At 69.7% G+C, this 17545-nt stretch carries 18 protein-coding genes; 10 read left to right on the forward strand and 8 right to left on the reverse strand.

Features of this window, described 5'->3' with window-relative positions:
* The 3 genes from VSO01S_RS09055 to VSO01S_RS09065 all read right to left on the reverse strand — a co-directional run.
* Window positions 1–319, reverse strand: a 319-nt coding sequence (locus tag VSO01S_RS09055) for a septum site-determining protein MinC (RefSeq protein WP_506016898.1), incomplete at its 3' end; no start/stop codon positions are given.
* Window positions 320–510: 191 nt separating this feature from the next.
* Complete coding sequence (locus VSO01S_RS09060; protein WP_068641559.1) at window positions 511–1866, reverse strand: solute carrier family 23 protein; 1356 nt, start codon at window positions 1864–1866, stop codon at window positions 511–513.
* Between the two features lie 32 nt (window positions 1867–1898).
* Complete coding sequence (locus VSO01S_RS09065) at window positions 1899–2324, reverse strand: hotdog fold thioesterase (protein ID WP_068641561.1); 426 nt, start codon at window positions 2322–2324, stop codon at window positions 1899–1901.
* 121 nt (window positions 2325–2445) lie between these two features.
* Here VSO01S_RS09065 and VSO01S_RS09070 point away from each other — a divergent pair, with 121 nt between their 5' ends.
* From VSO01S_RS09070 to VSO01S_RS09080, 3 genes are read left to right on the forward strand one after another with little or no spacing between them, the layout of a single operon-like run.
* Window positions 2446–3750, forward strand: a complete 1305-nt coding sequence (locus VSO01S_RS09070) for a hypothetical protein (protein ID WP_068641563.1) — start codon at window positions 2446–2448, stop codon at window positions 3748–3750.
* A 9-nt stretch (window positions 3751–3759) separates the two neighbouring features.
* Window positions 3760–5805: an acetoacetate--CoA ligase gene (locus VSO01S_RS09075; RefSeq protein WP_068641565.1), complete on the forward strand. Its 2046-nt coding sequence runs from the start codon at window positions 3760–3762 to the stop codon at window positions 5803–5805.
* The gene (locus tag VSO01S_RS09080) at window positions 5802–6245 is read left to right on the forward strand and encodes a YbaY family lipoprotein (RefSeq protein WP_084241766.1); all 444 of its coding nucleotides are present in this window, start codon (window positions 5802–5804) and stop codon (window positions 6243–6245) included. Before VSO01S_RS09075 ends, VSO01S_RS09080 begins: the two co-directional genes overlap by 4 nt.
* A 58-nt stretch (window positions 6246–6303) precedes the next feature.
* On the opposite strand, the gene VSO01S_RS09085 is transcribed toward VSO01S_RS09080, so the two are convergent.
* A complete protein-coding gene (locus VSO01S_RS09085; RefSeq protein ID WP_068641567.1) occupies window positions 6304–6738 on the reverse strand; it encodes a hypothetical protein in 435 nt (144 codons plus the stop codon).
* A gap of 115 nt (window positions 6739–6853) precedes the next feature.
* Here VSO01S_RS09085 and VSO01S_RS09090 point away from each other — a divergent pair, with 115 nt between their 5' ends.
* Window positions 6854–7558: a Crp/Fnr family transcriptional regulator gene (locus VSO01S_RS09090; protein WP_068641569.1), complete on the forward strand. Its 705-nt coding sequence runs from the start codon at window positions 6854–6856 to the stop codon at window positions 7556–7558.
* 13 nt (window positions 7559–7571) lie between these two features.
* Here the strand turns inward: VSO01S_RS09090 and VSO01S_RS09095 are convergent, their stop codons facing one another.
* Together VSO01S_RS09095 and VSO01S_RS09100 are read right to left on the reverse strand one after the other, a co-directional pair.
* On the reverse strand, window positions 7572–8285 hold the full coding sequence (locus tag VSO01S_RS09095) for a 2OG-Fe(II) oxygenase (protein ID WP_068641571.1): 714 nt from the start codon (window positions 8283–8285) through the stop codon (window positions 7572–7574).
* A gap of 74 nt (window positions 8286–8359) precedes the next feature.
* Window positions 8360–9262 carry a LysR substrate-binding domain-containing protein gene (locus VSO01S_RS09100; protein ID WP_068641573.1) on the reverse strand — a complete coding sequence of 301 codons (903 nt, stop codon included), beginning with the start codon at window positions 9260–9262 and terminating at the stop codon, window positions 8360–8362.
* Window positions 9263–9454: 192 nt separating this feature from the next.
* On the opposite strand from VSO01S_RS09100, the gene VSO01S_RS09105 reads away from it, so the two are divergent.
* Complete coding sequence (locus VSO01S_RS09105) at window positions 9455–10651, forward strand: acyl-CoA dehydrogenase (protein ID WP_068641575.1); 1197 nt, start codon at window positions 9455–9457, stop codon at window positions 10649–10651.
* A 142-nt stretch (window positions 10652–10793) separates the two neighbouring features.
* Entirely contained in the window at window positions 10794–12041 is a 1248-nt protein-coding gene (locus VSO01S_RS09110; protein WP_068641578.1) for a CaiB/BaiF CoA transferase family protein, read from the forward strand.
* Between the two features lie 117 nt (window positions 12042–12158).
* Here VSO01S_RS09110 and VSO01S_RS09115 read toward each other — a convergent pair whose 3' ends face one another.
* The gene (locus VSO01S_RS09115) at window positions 12159–13055 is read right to left on the reverse strand and encodes a DMT family transporter (protein ID WP_068641580.1); all 897 of its coding nucleotides are present in this window, start codon (window positions 13053–13055) and stop codon (window positions 12159–12161) included.
* Window positions 13056–13153: 98 nt separating this feature from the next.
* Window positions 13154–13402, reverse strand: coding sequence for a DUF1127 domain-containing protein (locus VSO01S_RS09120; protein WP_068641581.1), 249 nt, complete (start codon window positions 13400–13402; stop codon window positions 13154–13156).
* Window positions 13403–13493: 91 nt separating this feature from the next.
* On the opposite strand from VSO01S_RS09120, the gene VSO01S_RS09125 reads away from it, so the two are divergent.
* The 4 genes from VSO01S_RS09125 to VSO01S_RS09135 all read left to right on the forward strand — a co-directional run bounded on the left by VSO01S_RS09125 (window position 13494) and on the right by VSO01S_RS09135 (window position 17542).
* Window positions 13494–14387 (forward strand): LysR family transcriptional regulator, encoded by an 894-nt coding sequence (locus tag VSO01S_RS09125; RefSeq protein WP_068641583.1) that lies wholly within the window; start codon window positions 13494–13496, stop codon window positions 14385–14387.
* A gap of 62 nt (window positions 14388–14449) precedes the next feature.
* Window positions 14450–15538 (forward strand): MBL fold metallo-hydrolase, encoded by a 1089-nt coding sequence (locus VSO01S_RS09130; protein WP_245684151.1) that lies wholly within the window; start codon window positions 14450–14452, stop codon window positions 15536–15538.
* Between the two features lie 110 nt (window positions 15539–15648).
* On the forward strand, window positions 15649–16353 hold the full coding sequence (locus tag VSO01S_RS27080; protein ID WP_153305189.1) for a hypothetical protein: 705 nt from the start codon (window positions 15649–15651) through the stop codon (window positions 16351–16353).
* A 22-nt stretch (window positions 16354–16375) separates the two neighbouring features.
* On the forward strand, window positions 16376–17542 hold the full coding sequence (locus VSO01S_RS09135; protein ID WP_245684152.1) for a TAXI family TRAP transporter solute-binding subunit: 1167 nt from the start codon (window positions 16376–16378) through the stop codon (window positions 17540–17542).
* The last annotated feature ends 3 nt before the right edge of the window (window positions 17543–17545 follow it).

The raw sequence follows: 17545 nt of genomic DNA on the forward strand, positions 1-17545 counted from the left end.
CCGCGCGGGCGGCCGCGTGCTGCTCGTCGGTGCCGCCGCGCACCGCGATGGGCTGGGTCTGGTGCCGCGCCAGCAACTGGCGCAGGCGATCGAAATCGATCTCGGCGGCGTCCTCGTCGCCGGATTCTTCCAATTGGGAGAGGTCGATCACCACCGGCTCCTGCTCGAAGAAGTCGGGCGAATCGGCCAGTTGGGCATCCAGCGCCTCGGCCAGCAGGTCGAGGTCGGATGTCTTGAGGATCACCGCAATCAGCGGCAGCGTCGCGCTCTTGAACTCGAAAACCGCTCGGGTGCTGCGCGCGGCGGAAGCATCTGCCATGTCAAACGTAGGTACGAAAAGCGTCCGAGTCTAATGGGCGCAGGGCCTTCGGCTGGCGTGCGGGCGCCACAAGGGGCTGCTTCGGGCAGGCTTTTTCATGTTGTTGCATGGCTGGACGCCTTGTGAATTCGCCATGCAAAAAAAGAAAGGGCCGCACGAGGCGGCCCACGCTGATGGCGGCGCTGTGCTTTTCAGCGGCGACGGCCCAGCAGCGCATACAGCAGGATGGCGCCGAAGGTGGCGGTGCCGATGCCCGACAGGGCCAGCCCGCCGAACTTGAGCGTGAAGTCGCCCGTGCCGAGAATGAGCGTGACGGCCGCCACGATGAGGTTGGCGTTGTCGGTGAAGTCCACCCGGTTGTCCACCCAGATCTTGGCGCCGGCCATGGCGATCAGGCCAAACACCACGATGCTCACGCCGCCCATCACCGCCAGCGGAATGGCCTGGATCACCGCGCCGAACTTGGGGCTGCAGCCCAGCACGATGGCGATCAGCGCCGCCACCACGAACATGGCGGTGGAGTAGATCTTGGTGGCCGCCATCACGCCGATGTTCTCGGCGTAGGTGGTCACGCCGGTGCCGCCGGCCGCGCCGCTGACCATGGTGGCAATGCCGTCGCCGACGAAGGCGCGGCCGATGTAGGGGTTCATGTCGGTGCCGGTCATGGCGCCCACCGCCTTCAGGTGGCCCAGGTTTTCCGCCACCAGGATGATGGCCACGGGCGCGATGAGCAGCATGGCGTCGCTCTTGAACACCGGCGCCACGAAGGTCGGAAAGCCCAGCCAGGGCGCGGCCACGATGGCCGACACGTCGATGGGCTTGCCCAGGCCCAAGCCGTTGGTCAGCACCGCGTAGATCAGGCTGGCCACGATCAGTCCCACCAGGATGAGCAGGCGCTGCACCATGCCGCGCGTGTACACCGCCACCAGCCCCACGCAGAGGAAGGTGACCAGCTGCATCCAGGTGTCGAAGCCGGTGGGTGCCATGTTCTTGATGGGCACCTGGGCCAGGTTCAGGCCGATCACGGCCACCACCGAGCCGGTGACCACCGGCGGCATGAGCCGTTCGATCCAGTGGGTGGCCACGCCGTCCTCGATCTCGTCCACCTCCAGCCCCTTCAGCGGCTGCGACACGCGGTGCTGCTGCCGGTTGGTGGCCGCCACGATGAAGCCGATGATGGCGTACACCGCGCCGCAGGCGATGATGCCGCCCAGCGCCACACCCAGGTTGGTGTTGGGGCCCTTGCCGGCATAGCCGCTGGCGGCGATCACCACGCCGATGAAGGCGAAGCTGGAGCCCAGGTAGCTGGGCACCCGGCCGCCCGTCACCACGAAGAAGATGAGCGTGCCGATGCCGCTCATGAGGATGGCCAGGTTGGGGTCGAAGCCCATGAGCAGCGGTGCCAGCACGGTGGCGCCGAACATCGCGATCACGTGCTGAACGCCCAGTGCGGCGGTCTGCGGCCAGGGCAGCCGCTCGGTGGGGGCGACCACCTGGCCGCTGGCGGGCTTGACCACGTCCCATTGAAAAAGGCGCGATTCGCTCATCTTCTTCTCCGTCCTCTTGTTTATGGCGGGCGCTATTGTCGGGGCAGCAGCACCGCCATCGTCAATCGCGACACGCAGGTGAGCTCGCCGGCCTCGTTGGTGAGGTCAATCTGCCACACCTGCGTGGTCTTGCCGCGGTGCACCGGGCGCGCCGTGGCGCTCACCCAGCCGCTGGTCACGCCGCGCAGGTGGTTGGCGTTGATGTCCAGGCCCACGCAGCGGTGGCCTTCGGGCGAACTGAAGTGCGCGCAGGTGGAGCCGAGCGTTTCGGCCAGCACCACCGAGACGCCGCCGTGCAGCAGGCCGTAGGGCTGGATGGTGCGGCTGTCCACCGGCACGCGGGCGCGGATCCAGTCGTCACCGATCTCGGTGAATTCGATGCCCAGATGCCGCACCGCAGTGCCGTCGGACGTGCTGTTGAGGATGTCGAGCGAGATGGGCTTTTGCCAGATGGCCATGTGCGGAAACTCCAGGAAGACGGATCAAGAAAAGTCGGACCGCGGCGGCGGGAAAAATGCTGCATGGGGGCGGCGCCGGGGCCTACAGCCCCGCAGGCTACTGCAGGCCTAAGCTGGGGCCATGTCCCGCGCACGACGCCTGCTCTACGCCACGAGCGGCCTGCTGGCCGGCGGGCTCATCGTGCTCGTGACGGCCGCCTGGTCGTGGCTGCCCTCGCAGGAGGAAGTCGCCGCCCGCGCGGCCCAGCAATTCAAGGAGCGCACCGGCGTGCAGGTCGACTTCTCGCACGTGCGCTGGTCGTTCTGGCCGCAGCCCACGCTGGTGATCGAGAACGCCGTCACGCGCCAGGCCAGCCCGGTCGTGCTGCGCAAGCTGCGCCTGCAGGCGTCGTGGTCGTCGGTGCTCCGGCGCTCGCCCCGGCTGCAGGACGTCGAGGTGGACGGCGGGGTGGTGCCGCAGGTGTCGCTTCGCGAACTGCGAGGCGGCCGCAACGGGCCCCCAGATGCAAAGCCGGCGGCGGACTGGCTTCCGGGCGGCGTGCAACTGCGCTTTCGGGAGCTCACCTGGATCGACCGCCGCGGGATCGAACTGGACTACGAAGGCACGGTCGACCTGGGGGTCGACGGGCTGCCGGATCGGGCGCGCATCGTGCGTGCCGGCAGCAGCCCGTTGACGCAGCTGCGCCTGGAGCGCGAGGGCCAGGCATCGCGCTGGCGCGTGCTCATCGACGTGCCCGGCGGCACGTGGAACGGCTCGGCCCAACTGGCCCGTGCCGACAGCGGCCGCGTCAGGCTCACGGCCGAACTCGAACCCAGGGATGTGGACGTGCAGGCGCTGCTCGCGGTGTTCCGCCGCCACAGCGTGGTGGCCGGCCGGGCCAGCGGCAAGACCACGCTCGCGGCCGAAGCGGAGACGCCCACCGGGCTGCTGGCCAACCTGCACACCAGCACGAAGTTCGTGATGAAGCCGGCGCGGCTGACGCGCTTCGACCTGGCCCGGGCCGTGCGCAGCGCCGGTGCCACCCAGAACGGCCAGACCGCGCTCGACGAACTCGGCGGCACCGTCGAGACGCAGAACACGGGCAACGGCACGCGCTTTCGCTACACCGGCCTTTCGGCGCGCTCCGGCGTGCTCGAGGCCAGCGGCAACGTGAGCATGTTCCGCCGCAAGCTCGATGGCGAACTGGCCATCGACCTGGTGGGCGGCGTGGTGGGCATTCCGCTCAAGATCTCGGGCACGGTGGAAGAGCCGGTGCTGTCGATGACGGCCGGCGCCGTCACCGGCGCCGCGGTCGGCACTGCCGTGCTGCCGGGCGTGGGCACGGCCATCGGCGCGCGGGTGGGCCAGCAGGTGGAGCGCCTGCTGGGCGAGCCCCCCAAGGCAAGCGGACAATCCCCCGCCCCGGCTGGCAAGCCGGCGCGGTAGGCTCGCTGCATGAGCAGCAACAGCATCACCTCTCTGGCACCCAACGCTCCCCAGATCCGCCTCTACCAGGACTGGTTGCGCGAGACGCGCGGCCTGGCTTTCGACAGCTTCGACGCGCTGTGGCAATGGTCGGTGCGCGACCTGGACGCGTTCTGGCAGAGCATCTGGGACTACGGCGGCCTGCTCTCGCCCACGCCGCACAGCGCCGTGCTGGCCGAGGAGAAGATGCCCGGCGCACGCTGGTTCCCCGGCGCCCAGGTCAACTACGCGGCCCAGGTGATGCGGCATGTGGATGCCGCCCATGCGGCCGGCCTGCCCGCCATCGTGAGCGAGAACGAGCTGGGCGAGGTGCGCGAGATGAGCTGGCCCGAACTGCGGCGCCAGGTGGCGTCGCTCGCGCAGGCCCTGCGCCGCCAGGGCATCGGCCGCGGCGACCGCGTGGCCGCCTACCTGCCCAACATCCCGCAGACCATGGTGGCCTTCCTGGCCTGTTCCAGCATCGGCGCCGTGTGGAGCGTGTGCGCGCCCGACATGGGCGTGGCTGCGGTGGTGGACCGCCTGCGCCAGATCGAGCCCAAGCTGCTCATCGCGGTGGACGGCGTGCACTACGGCGGCAAGGCGCACGACCGCAGCGCCATCGTGCGGCAGCTGCGGCAGGAGCTGACGACGGTGCAGTCCCTGCTGCTGGTAAAGACGCCGCATGCGGCGCAGGCCTTGCCCTGCGAGCTCGACTGGCAGGCGGCCATCGCCCAGGACGACGCCGAGGTGGCGGCCTTCGCGCCCGAGTGGCTGCCTTTCGACCACCCCGTGTGGATCGTCTATTCCAGCGGCACCACCGGGCTGCCCAAGCCCATCGTGCACGGCCAGGGCGGCATCCTGCTGAGCATGGCGCTCTCGGCCATCCACTACGACCTGGGCGCCAGCTACAGCGACAACAACCGGGGCGAGCGCTTCCACTGGTACAGCTCCACCGGCTGGGTCATGTGGAACGCGCAGCTGGCGGGCCTGGCGGGCGGCACCACCGTCTGCATCTACGACGGGCACCCGGCCGGCAGCACCAGCCAGCCCGACTGGAGCGTGCTGTGGCGCTTCGTGGCCCGGCACGGCGTGACCTTCTTCGGCGCGGGCGCGGCCTACTTCGCCAATTGCATGAAGGCCGGGCTCGAAGCCAAGGACGTGGGCGACCTGTCCCGCATGCGGGTGCTGGGCAGCACCGGCTCGCCGCTGGCCGCGGACGTGCAGGTATGGGGCAGCGCACTTGCGCGCGCTGCCGGTGCCAAGGATGTCTGGTGGTGCAACATCTCGGGCGGCACGGATTTCTGCGGCGCCTTTGTCGGCGGCAACCGCGAACTGCCCGAGGTGCCGGGCCAGATGCAGTGCCGCTTTCTGGGCGCCGCCGTGTATGCCTGGGACGAAGACGGCCACGCCGTGGTCGGCCAGGTGGGCGAGCTGGTGTGCACGCGGCCCATTCCCTCCATGCCGCTGTACTTCTGGAACGACGAGGGCAATGCCCGCTACCTGTCGAGCTACTTCGACACCTATCCGGGCGTGTGGCGGCACGGCGACTGGCTCAGGATCGGCGAGGACGGCGGCTGCATCATCTACGGCCGCAGCGACGCCACCATCAACCGCCAGGGCCTGCGCATGGGCACCAGCGAGATCTACAGCGCGGTCGAGGGCCTGCCCGAGGTGCTCGACTCGATGGTGGTGGACCTCGAATACCTCGGTCGGGACAGCTACATGCCGCTGTTCGTGGTGTTGCGCGCGGGCGCCTCGCTGGACGACGCGATGCGCGCGAAGATCAACAACGCCATCAAGACGCAGCTGTCGCCGCGCTTCCTGCCCGACGACATCTTCCAGGTGGCCGAGATTCCGCGCACCCTGTCGGGCAAGAAGCAGGAGCTGCCGATCAAGAAGCTGATGCTGGGCCAGCCGCTGGAGCGCGTGGTCAACCGCGAGGCGATGGCCAATCCGGGCTGCCTGGACTGGTACGTGCAACTGGCGCAACGCCACACCGAGGCGCAGCGCCGCCAAGGCCAAGGAGGTGCGACATGAAGATTCGGCACGCAGCCATTGCACTGGCCGCCTTCGGCAGCGCCATGCTGCTGGTGGCCTGCACCTCGACCATAGGCCCCAGCCAGAGCACGCCGCAGACCCTGCAGCCGGTGCGCGTCACCGGCACCATCACCTGGGGCGAACGCATGGCGGTGCCGCCCGATGCCGACGTCATCGTGCGCCTGCAGGACGTCTCCCGCATGGATGCGCCGGCCATCGTGCTGGCCGAGCAGCGATTCAAGACCGAGGGCCGGCAGCCGCCGTACCCCTTCGAGCTCACCGTGGATGGGTCGCGCATCGACGCGCGCATGCGCTACACGGTGGCAGCGCGCGTCGAGCGCAACGGGGTGCTGATGTTCATCAACGACACGTCCTACGCGGTCATCACGCAGGGCGGCGGCTACACCGCCAACCTCCTGCTGGTCCAGGTGCGCCGCTGAACAGGCCACACGCCGGACAAAAAGAGGGAGCGCCCGGCGCCCCCTCGAGCTCGCTCCCTCATTCGGCAGCCGCCGGGGCGGCAAGCATGGCCGTGCCGCGCGACCTGGCGCCTTCGATGCGGCTGAGTTCGGCGGTGAATTCCGGCCCGTTGCGCATGCGCGTGTAGTTGGCCATGCGCTGCGCATGCAGCGGGTCCATGTCGGCATATTCGCCGTAGCTGCCCAGGCCGGCGCGCAGCCACAGGTTGCGGTCGGCCGCCACGGTGGCGCGGTCCATCGCCCCGGGGCCGGCATCGGCCGGACCCACGCGCAGTTCCTGCGGCGCCCGCGACGGCGCGGCGAAGTACCCGGCCGTGACTTCTGCGCGGCTTTCGGTGCTGGTGAAGGTGACGGGCGGGCCGGCCCATTGCTCGGCAGGCACGGTCTGTGCGCAGACGGAGGCAGCGGCCGACAGCGTCAACGCGGCCATGCAGAGGACTTGCTTGCGGTTCATGATCAGAATCTCCGGTGGCTGTGTGGGCCGCGGGTATCGCGCCATCACGGGATTGAACTGTCCTCTTACCGGCGCGATCGGGCAGTGCGCTTTCGCACACATTTGGAGCGATGCCATGACACAAGTCAGATCCAGCCTGGGCCTGCGCGCGGTGCGGCTGTTCGAAGGCCTCGCGCCCTCGCGCCTCGAAGCGCTCGCGCAGGCCTGCCGATGGCGCAGCCTGCCCGCGGGCCGCATGCTGGTGCAGCGCGCGGAGCATGAGCGCGACGTCCATTTCGTCATCGACGGGCAGCTGCGCGTGACCATCTTTGCGTTGAACGGGCGCCAGCTCACCTTTCGGGAAGTGGAGGCGGGCGGGCATTTCGGCGAGCTGGCCGCCATCGACGGGCAGCCGCGCTCGGCCGATGTGCTCACGCTGCGCCCCAGCGTCGTGGCCAGCCTGGGCGCCGACGATTTCCGCCAGGTCCTGGACGAGGAACGGGTGGTGGCAGACCGCGTGATGCGCGGCCTGTGCAGCCTGGTGCGGGAGGTGTCCGAGCGCGTGATCGACCTGAGCACCCTGGGCGTGCAGAACCGCGTGCACGCGGAGCTGCTGCGGCTGGCGCGCGAGGCGGGGTGCGCCGGCAACCGGGCCACGCTCGACCCGGCCCCCACGCATTCGGAGATGGCCAGCCGCATCAGCACCAACCGCGAGCAGGTCACGCGCGAGCTCAACGCGCTGGCGCAGCGCGGCTTGCTGGCCAAGGCGGGCAAGGCGCTCGTGCTGTGCGACGTGGCGCAGCTCGAGCGCATGGTGGCGGAGGTTCGCGGCGCCGCCTGAACGGCACGCGCCTTCACGCCGCGTCGTGGAAGATCAGGCCCAGCGTCATGCGCCGGCCCGAGCGCACGCGGCTCACGCCGTGGCGCATGGCCACGCGGTAGGTGCCGCGCGTGCCGCTCACCGGCCGCTGGTTCACGAAGAAGAGCACGGCTTCGCCTTGCTGGAGCGGCACCACCTCGGCGCGCGACTGCATGCGCGGCCGCTGTTCGGTCAGCACGAATTCGCCGCCGGTGAAGTCTTCGCCCGGCCGGCTCAGCAGCAGCGTGAGCTGCAGCGGAAACTGCAGGTCGCCGTACAGGTCCTGGTGCAGGCAGTTGTAGTCGCCAGGCTGGTAGCGCAGCAGCAGCGGGGTGGGGCGCGTCTGGCCCTGGGCGTGGCAGCGCGCCAGGTAGTCGGCATGGCGCGCGGGATAGTCGGGCGGGAGACCCAGCGCCGAGGCCCAGGCATTGGCCAGCGGCGCCAGCCGGGCGTAGAGCGCGCTGCGCCACTGCGCGAGTCCGGCGGGCAGCGGGTAGGCCAGGTACTTGTATTCGCCCTGGCCGAAGCCGTGGCGCTGCATCACCACGCGGCTGCGAAAGAGCGCGTCCTGCTCATACAGCGCGGCCAGGGCCGCGCACTCGTCCGGCGTGAGCAGGGGCCCGGTCACGGCGCAGCCATGCTGGGCGAGGGAGGTTTCGATGTCGGTCCAGGGCAGGGCCTCGACGCGCGCGGCAGGAGAAGTGGGCATCTCGCCAGTGTGGCGCCGCAGCGTCCGGTGCGTGCGCCATTTCCGGACCTGCGTTTGCGGCGGTGGCCGGCGGTTCAGCCCTGGCGAGCCTGCGCCAGCAGCCAGTCGCTGAAGACCTGCAGCAGGGGCCGTGCGTCCACCCGTTCGGGTGTGACCAGGTAGTAGTTGCGCCGGCCCGCCAGCGGCTTGTTGCAGGCCACCACCAGCTCGCCCCGCGCCAGTTCGTCTTGCACCAGCATGGTGGGCATCAACGCCACGCCCAGGCCGTGCGAGGCGGCGGCAGCCAGGATGGAGAAGAGTTCGTAGCGCGGGCCGCCGCGCGCATTGGAGGCGTCCACGTTCTGCGCCTCGAACCATTGCCGCCAGCCTTCCGGCCGGGTGCTCTGCTGCAAGAGCGGCATCTGCGCCACGGCGGCCGGCGTCACCGGCTTGCCGCGCGGCAGCAGGGCCGGGCTGCACACCGGCACCACGTCTTCGGGCATGAGCAGCAGCGCGCGCGTGCCGGCCCAGTTCTGCACCTGCGCCGGGGTGCCGGCGTACAGCGCGGCGTCGAACTCGGCGTCGGCGAACAGGAAGGGGCGGGTGCGGGTCTCGATGTGCACCGGCACATGGGGATGCAGCCTGGCGAAGCCCGGCAGGCGCGGCACCAGCCAGCGGGTGGCGAAAGTGGGCACGGCGGCCAGCGAGAGCGAGCCGCCCTCGCCCTGGCCGGCCATCGCATCGAGCGTGTCGCGCTCCATGGCCTCCAGCCGCCGGGCGATCTGCCGCGCATAGGCCGCCCCGCTGGCCGTGAGCGCCACGCCGTGGCGGGTGCGGCGAAACAGGGGCACGCCCAGGAAGGACTCGAGCGCGCCGACCTGCCGCGACACCGCGCTTTGCGTGAGCGCGAGCTCCTGCGCGGCGCGGGTGTAGCTCTCGTGCCGCGCAGCGGCGTCGAAGCACACGAGGGTTTGCAGCGGTGGAATCTTGCGGCGCATGTATGCGGCGAGTGTATGACTTCAGGGGGCGTTGCGACGGCCCGGCATCTGTACCCGTGGGCCGAGATATGCTCAGAACGCATGACTGGGTGCAGAACAATCGGTTGCCTCGGCACGGGTGGCAGGACTACGATCCCCTCCCAGACACCCCCGTCCGCCCTTCATTCCGACAGACACGACAGAGAGACTGCCATGGCCACCAAGAAAGCTTCCTTCCACTGGGACGACCCGCTGCTGCTCGACCAGCAGCTCACCGACGATGAGCGCGCCATCCGCGACGCCGCCAATGCCTACTGCCAGGAGCGCCTGGCCCCGCGCGTGCTCGACGGTTTCCGCAAGGGCGAGACCGACCCGGCCGTGTTCCGCGAAATGGGCGCGCTGGGCCTGCTGGGCCCGACGATTCCCGAGCAATACGGCGGCCCCGGCCTGAACTACGTGGCCTACGGCCTGATCGCCCGCGAGATCGAGCGCGTGGACTCCGGCTACCGCTCCATGGCCAGCGTGCAGAGCTCGCTGGTGATGGTGCCCATCAACGAATTCGGCACCGAGGCGCAGAAGCAGAAGTTCCTGCCCAAGCTGGCCACCGGCGAGTGGATCGGCTGCTTCGGCCTGACCGAGCCCGACCACGGCTCCGACCCCGGCAGCATGGTCACCCGCGCCAAGAAGGTGCCGGGCGGCTACGCGCTCACCGGCGCCAAGATGTGGATCAGCAACAGCCCCATCGCCGACGTGTTCGTCGTCTGGGCCAAGGAAGTGAGCGAGAGCGGCGCCGTCGGCCCGATCCGCGGCTTCGTGCTGGAAAAGGGCATGAAGGGCCTGTCGGCCCCGGCCATCCACGGCAAGGTGGGCCTGCGCGCCAGCATCACCGGCGAGATCGTGATGGACAACGTGTTCTGCCCCGAAGAGAACGCCTTCCCCGAGGTGCAGGGCCTGAAGGGCCCCTTCACCTGCCTGAACAGCGCGCGCTACGGCATTTCGTGGGGCGCCATGGGGGCCGCCGAAGACTGCTGGCACCGCGCCCGCCAGTACGTGCTGGACCGCAAGCAGTTCGGCAAGCCGCTGGCGGCCAACCAGCTCATCCAGAAGAAGCTGGCCGACATGCAGACCGAGATCACGCTGGGCCTGCAAGGCAGCCTGCGCCTGGGCCGCATGAAGGACGAAGGCACCGCCGCGGTGGAAGTCACCTCGATCATGAAGCGCAACAACTGCGGCAAGGCCCTGGACATCGCCCGCCTGGCGCGCGACATGATGGGCGGCAACGGCATCAGCGACGAATTCGGCGTGGCGCGCCACCTGGTGAACCTGGAAGTGGTGAACACCTACGAAGGCACGCACGACATCCACGCCCTGATCCTCGGCCGCGCCATCACCGGCATCGCAGCATTTTGAGCACACCCCCGACTCTCGCTCACTTCGTGTAGCTCGCATCCCCCCTCAAGGGGGCGCCACCAGCGGCCCGGCAAAGCCGGTTCCGCGGTGGCCCTGGCCACCGTTGGGCTGGGAGCGGTTCAAGGAACAAGCCTCGCTACCCATGTCTAATTCCTCAAGAACTCCAGCAGCACTCGACGGCATCAAGGTCCTGGACCTGTCCCGCGTGCTCGCGGGGCCGTGGTGCACCCAGATCCTGGCGGACCTGGGCGCCGACGTGGTGAAGATCGAGCGCCCCGGCGTGGGCGACGACACGCGCCACTGGGGCCCGCCCTTCCTGAAGGACGGCGAGGGCCGCGACACCGATCAGGCCAGCTACTTCACCTGCTGCAACCGCAACAAGCGTTCGGTCACCGTCGACATGGCCAGCCCCGAGGGCCAGGCCCTGCTCACGCAGATGGCACAGGAGGCCGACATCCTGGTCGAGAACTTCAAGACCGGCGGCCTGAAGCAGTACGGCCTGGACTACGAGAGCCTGCGCCAGCTCAACCCGCGCCTGATCTACTGCAGCGTGACCGGCTTCGGCCACGACGGCCCGCACGCGCAGCGCGCCGGCTACGACCTGATGATCCAGGCCACCACCGGCATGATGAGCATCACCGGCCGTCCCGACGAGGAGCCCGGCGGCGGCCCGCTGCGCGTGGGCGTGGCGCTCACCGACCTGTTCACCGGCGTGTACGCCAGCAGCGCCATCCTGGCCGCGCTCAACGTGCGGCACAGCACGGGCGAGGGCCAGCACATCGACATGGCCCTGCTCGACGTGGGCATGGCCATCCTGGCCAACCAGGCCAGCGGCTTTCTCAACACCGGCAAGGTGCCGCAGCGCCAGGGCAACAGCCACCCGAGCCTGGCGCCGTACCAGGACTTTCGCACCAGCGACGGCGCCATGCTGCTGGCCATCGGCAACAACGGGCAGTTCGAGCGCTTCTGCGAGGCGGCCGGGCACACCGAGTGGTCGCAGGACCCGCGCTTTGCGACCAACCCCCTGCGCGTGCGGCACCGCGACCTGCTCATTCCGATGATGGAAGAGGTCACGCGCACCCGCAGCACGGCGCAGTGGATCGCGCTGCTGGAAGACAAGGCCGTGCCCTGCGGCCCCATCAACCACATCGGCCAGGCCTTCGAGGACGAACAGGTGAAGGCGCGCGGCCTGGCCGTGACGCTGCCGCGCGACGCGGGCGACGGCATCGAAGCCATCACCGGCGTGGCCAGCCCGCTGCGCCTGCAGGGCACCCCGCCGGTGCTGCGCCGCGCGCCGCCGGCGCTGGGCCAGCACACCGACGAGGTGCTGGCCGAGGTGGGCCTGTCGCCCGAGAAGATCGAAGCCCTGCGCGCCGCCGGCGTGGTGTGAAGGGCCTTTCTCCTTCCCCCTCTGGGGGAAGGCAGGGATGGGGGCTCACGACGTTGCAAGGACAAGCGCGGCGCGTGCCCCCACCCCGACCCTCCCCCAGCGGGGGAGGGAGCTTCGTCAACCCAGGCCAGCTTCGGTTGCCGCCCGCCTGCGCGGCGCCTCGCTGCGCGCCAGGTACAGGCCGCTGGCAATGATGATGGCGCCGCCGCCCAGGGTCCATCCGTCGGGCGTGGCGCTCCAGATCAGCCAGTCCAGCGCGATGCCCCAGGCCAGCGCGCTGTATTCGAAGGGCGCGATGGCGGCGGCCTGGCCGTGGCGGAAGGCCTCGGAGATCGCCAGCTGGCCCAGGAAGCCGCTCAGCGCCAGGCCGGCCAGCGGCCACGCGTGCTCGATCGACAGCGGCACCCAATGCGGCGCCGCCAGCACGGAACCGCCGACCGCGAGGGCCGCGGTGGTCCAGAACACCAGGGTGGAACTGGGCTCGCTGCGGCTCACCAGCCGGCCCAGCACGTTGGTCATTGCATAGCAGACGGCGGCCGCCAGGATGGCCAGCGCGCCCACCGACATGAAGGCATCCTGCTCGGGCCGCAGCGCCACCACCACGCCGATGAAACCCGCGGCAATGGCCACCCAGTGGCGCGGCCGCACCCGCTCGCCCAGCAGCGGCACGGACAGCAGCGTGATGATCAGCGGCGCCACGAAGGTCAGGGTGTAGGCCTCGGCCAGGCCCAGGCTCTTGAGCCCGAAGGTGAACAGCAGCAGCATCGTCAGGGCGAGCACGCCGCGCGCGGCGTGCAGTCCCCAGCGCAGCTGGCGCGAGAACAGGGCGCGCGTTTCGCCGTGCCAGGCCACGTAGAGGCACACCAGCGGGAGCCCCGTCAGTCCGCGCAGCGCAGCCACCTGCGCCGGCGCAAAGGTGCCGGCCAGGATCTTGAGCAGCGCATCCATGCAGGCAAAGGCGGCGCAGGCGGCCAGCATGGCAACGATGCCGCGCAGGGTTCCGGGTGGGAGCATGGGGAGAGGGCAGTCGAAGTGACGCGGCATTCGCGCCGCGCCGGCCGAGCATAACCACGAGCGCCCCCGTTCGTGCGCGCTGGGGCAAGCGCGTTTCCTCAGGCGGTCGTTTTTTGCAGCGTCATCCGCCTGCTGCGCGCCGGGCGTGCGCTGGCGGCATGCAAGGGTGCATGCTGGCTCGGCGCCGTTTCCAGCAGTGCAGGTATCTGCCCGCGGCCGATGCCCAGGTCGCGCAGCTCGGCGTCGCTCATCGCCAGCATCTGGCGGCGGTCCGCCTGCCGGCGGCGCCATGCCGCCAGCGCCGAAGCGATGCGTCGGAAGAGGTGCGGATAAATCGACGACGACATGAAGTTCTCCTGGGTTGGATGCGATCTTCCTGCGCGCCATGCTATTGTGGAAGTTGAGAATTCTGAGATGAACTATCAGTTTTCCTGATTCATGCGCCAACTCAACCTGGACCAGCTTCGCACCCTCGTTGCCATCGCGGACCTCGGCAGCTTCTCGGCCGCCGCCCGCGCCCTTCACCTGGCGCAGCCAACGGTGAGCCTGCACATCAGCGAACTCGAGTCGCGCCTGGACGCGCCGCTGGTGGTGCGCGGCAACCGGCGCGTCACGCCCACGCCCGCCGGCGCGGCGCTGGTGGAGCGCGGCCGCCGCCTGCTGCGCGATGCGGATGACGCGGTCGATGCCGTGCGGCGCCAGTCCGAAGGGCGCGCGGGCCGCGTGCGCCTGGGCACCTCGACCGGCGTCGTGGTCGACCTGCTGCCCCAGGTGCTGGCGCGGCTGGAAAAGGAGCATTCGGGCATCGACGTGGAAGTGAGCATCCTCGGCTCCGGCGAGGCCCTGTCGCGCCTGCTGGCCGGTACGCTGGACATCGGCCTGGTGGCGCTTCCGCAGCCGCCGCAGCCGCAGCTCGTGTTCAGCGCCTGGCGCACCCAGCCCGTGATGGCCTTCGTGCCGCCGCGCTGGCAGAGCGAGCAACGCGTGCCGCGCCGCATCACGCCCGGCTGGCTGGCGCAGCAGCCGCTCATCTTCAACGAGGCCACCACCCACCTGTACCGGCTGACCATGGAATGGTTCGCCGCCGCCGGCGAGGCGCCGCGCGCGCGCATCGAACTCAACTACGACGCCGCCATCCGCAGCCTGGTGGCGGCGGGCTACGGCGCCGCCCTGCTGCCGGTGCAGGAGAGCGTCGAGCATGAGCAGGTCGTGGTGCTGCCCATCTCGCCCAGGCTCACCCGGCGGCTGGGCATCGCGCACCGCGCGCGCAGCGGGCTGGACGGCGCCACGCTGCGCGTGCTGGAGGTGCTCGGGGAATTCCGCCAGGCCTGAGCGGTCCCGGGCCGTCGCGTTATCCTGCGCGGCACAACGACGACGACACATCGGGGATGCTCATGAAACGCTTCACCTGCGGCTGCCTTCTTCCGATCTTCAGTGCTTTGCTGCCCGGCGCTGCGCAGGCCCAAGTCACCGAAGACGACCTGGTCCGTTCGCCGCAGTACGTGGCGCGCGAGCATCGCTTCCAGAACCTGCCCAACCCCGACCTCAAGCCCAACCGCTCCACCTGGGACATCTGGTCGCGCTTCTTCTTCGAGAGCAAGCAGGGCACCGTGCCCATCGACCCCATTCCGGTGCGCATGCTGGACAAGGCCGCGCTCGATGCGCTGGACAACGCGTCCAGCCACATCATCCGGCTGGGCCATTCGTCGCACCTGCTCAAGCTGCGCGGCAAGTGGTGGCTGATCGACCCGGTGTTCGGGCCGCGCGCGTCGCCGGTGACCTGGGCCGGGCCGCAGCGCTTTCACCAGCCTCCCATCGCGCTGGAAGACGTGCCGCCCATCGAAGGGCTGATCCTGTCGCACGACCACTACGACCACCTGGACGTGCCCACCATCGAGGCGCTCAAGGGCCGGGTCAAGCGCTACTTCGTGCCGCTGGGCGTGGGGCAGCACCTGCGCAGCTGGGGCGTTCCTGCGGACAGCATCGAGGAGTTCGACTGGTGGCAGGAGCGCAAGTGGGGCGAGGTGACCCTGACGGCCGCGCCCGCGCAGCACTTTTCCGGCCGCACCCTGTGGGACCGCGACCGAACGCTGTGGGCCTCGTGGTCGGTGCGAAGCGGCAGCGACCACATCTTCTATTCCGGCGACTCGGGCTACTTCAGCGGCTTCAAGACCATCCGCGAGCGCCTGCCGCGCATCGACATCGCGCTCATGGAGAACGGCGCCTACGACACCTACTGGCCGGCCGTCCACATGCAACCGGAAGAAACAGTACAGGCCTTCCAGGACCTGGGCGCCGGCGTCCTTTATCTGGTGCACAACAGCACCTTCGACCTGGCCTTCCACGGCTGGCGCGATCCGCTCGAGCGCGTGGCGGCCCTGGCCAAGGAGCGCGGCATCCACCTGGCCACGCCCGAGATCGGCGAGGTGCTCACCGTGGGCAAGCCGCGCGAGAACAGGCACTGGTGGGAAGGCCTGCGCTAGCCTGATCTGACCAAAGGCCTACGCCGCATTGCACGTCGACAGCGCGGCGCCGGCAGGCTTAGGATGTTTGGCGCGCCCCAGACGTTCGCGGGCGACCGGCGCGGCAAGACATGGTGATCCTGGCCGATTTTTCGGACACGCAATTACAGGTGACCTGCAAGCGTTGCGAACAGACCTTGCAGGAAGGGGACCGCTTTTGCCGCTACTGCGGCCAGGACCAGCTGGAGGGCGATCCGTCGGCGGTGATCGACATCACGCAGCCGGCGTCCAATGGCGACGGCATGGCCTCCGACCCCCTTCCAGCGAAGCATGCCGCCCGGCGCCATCCGCGGCGCGAGCCGGTTCTGCTGCAGGACGCTCCCGGGCCGGCTGGCGCCCCGGACAGCGGGCCCGGCCGCGCGGTTGCGCGAAGCCGTTGGTCGATGGGTCTGGCAGCCGCCGTGCTCCTCGCGCTGGCAGGCGTGCTGTCGTACGACTGGTACGTGGGCGGGAGGCAAGAGCGGGCGCCCCAGGCTTCACAGGCGGCAGGTGGCGGCGCACGCGTGGAAGAAAAAGCGGCGCCCCGGAAGCCAGCCGAACCCGCGCCGGTCGCCGCCGAAACAAAGCCGGCCGACGCTTCGGCATTGGGTGCACCCGCCGCCGCAACTGCTGCAGCTGCGCCGCCCGCGCCCGCGCCCACCGCCAGGACGGTTCCCGAGTTGCCTGCGCCAGCGCCTGCAACCAGCACCTCTTCCGCGCCAGCCGCCGAAACGCCAGGCCAGGAGGGTGCGTGCCCGCCGGCCATGGCAGCCATGGCACTGTGCCCGAACCGATGAACAACAGCTCCCGGGAGCCGCTATGCCGATCCGATCGATCTTCAGGGGCCTGGTACTGGCGATGGCCGCCGCGCTGGCCAGTGCGTCCTGCGTGGCCCAGTCACCACCGCCTTGGGCCTCGACGCGTGGAAAGCCGGCGACCCCTCCTGCCCGCGCTCCCGCAAGCGCCGGCCCGGCGCAGTACAAGATCGTCACGGCCTCCAAGACCGGCACCTACATCCAGATCGGCCGCGACCTGGCCAAGTGGGTGGCCGAGCCGGCCGGCATCGAGCTGGAGGTGCTCGAATCCAAGGGCTCGGCGGAGAACGTGCGGCGCATGCGCTTCGAGCCCAACGTGAAGCTGGCGCTGGTGCAGTCCGACGTGTTCCAGGCCTACCTGGACGAAGCCAAGGCCGGCAACGCCGAGGCCGGCAAGATCATCCGGCCGCTGCGCCTGATCATGCCGCTGTACGACGAGGAGATCTATTTCGTCGCGCGGGCCGATTCGCCGCTGAACGCCATCCACGAGATCAGGAACAAGAAGATCGGCGTCGGGCCCATCGGCAGCGGCACGGCGCTCAGCGCGCGCACGCTCTACCAGCTGATGTTCAACGAACCCCTTCCGCCTGAAAACGCGAAGTACCTCACCAACGAGGAAGCGCTCATCCAGCTCACGGTGGAAAAGAGCATCGACGTGGCCATCATCGTGGCGGGGCAGCCGGCCAAGCTGTTCACGGACATGCAGCCGGAGGCGCGCAAGTTCATCAAGATCCTCAGGCTCGACGAGGGCGCGGTCGAAACCACGCGCGCCCGCAAGACCTACTTCCCGGCCACCCTGCGTGCCAGCAGCTACCCCGCCTGGCTCACGGCCGATGTGCCGACGCTGACGGTGAAGGCCTTCCTGGTGACCTACGACTACGGCCTGCAGTCCACCGTGGTCAACCTGAACCGCTTCGCCGATTCGCTGTGCACCAACTTCGACAAGCTGCAGGCCAGCGGCCATCCGAAGTGGAAGCAGGTCAAGCTCGAACTGCCGCCCCTGGGCCGCGACTGGCGCTACTACGGTCCTGTGGAAAAGCGCTTGCGCAACTGCATCGCCGGACAAGTGGCGGCGCGCAGCAGCGCCTCGCCCGCGGCCGACCAGACCCAGCCGCCGCGCACCGGCGCGTGCACCGAGCAGGAGCTGGTTCTCGGCCTTTGCAAGCGCTAGCCT

Origin of the sequence: Variovorax soli NBRC 106424 (genome assembly GCF_001591385.1) — a bacterium.
GTDB classification, from domain to species: domain Bacteria; phylum Pseudomonadota; class Gammaproteobacteria; order Burkholderiales; family Burkholderiaceae_C; genus Variovorax; species Variovorax soli.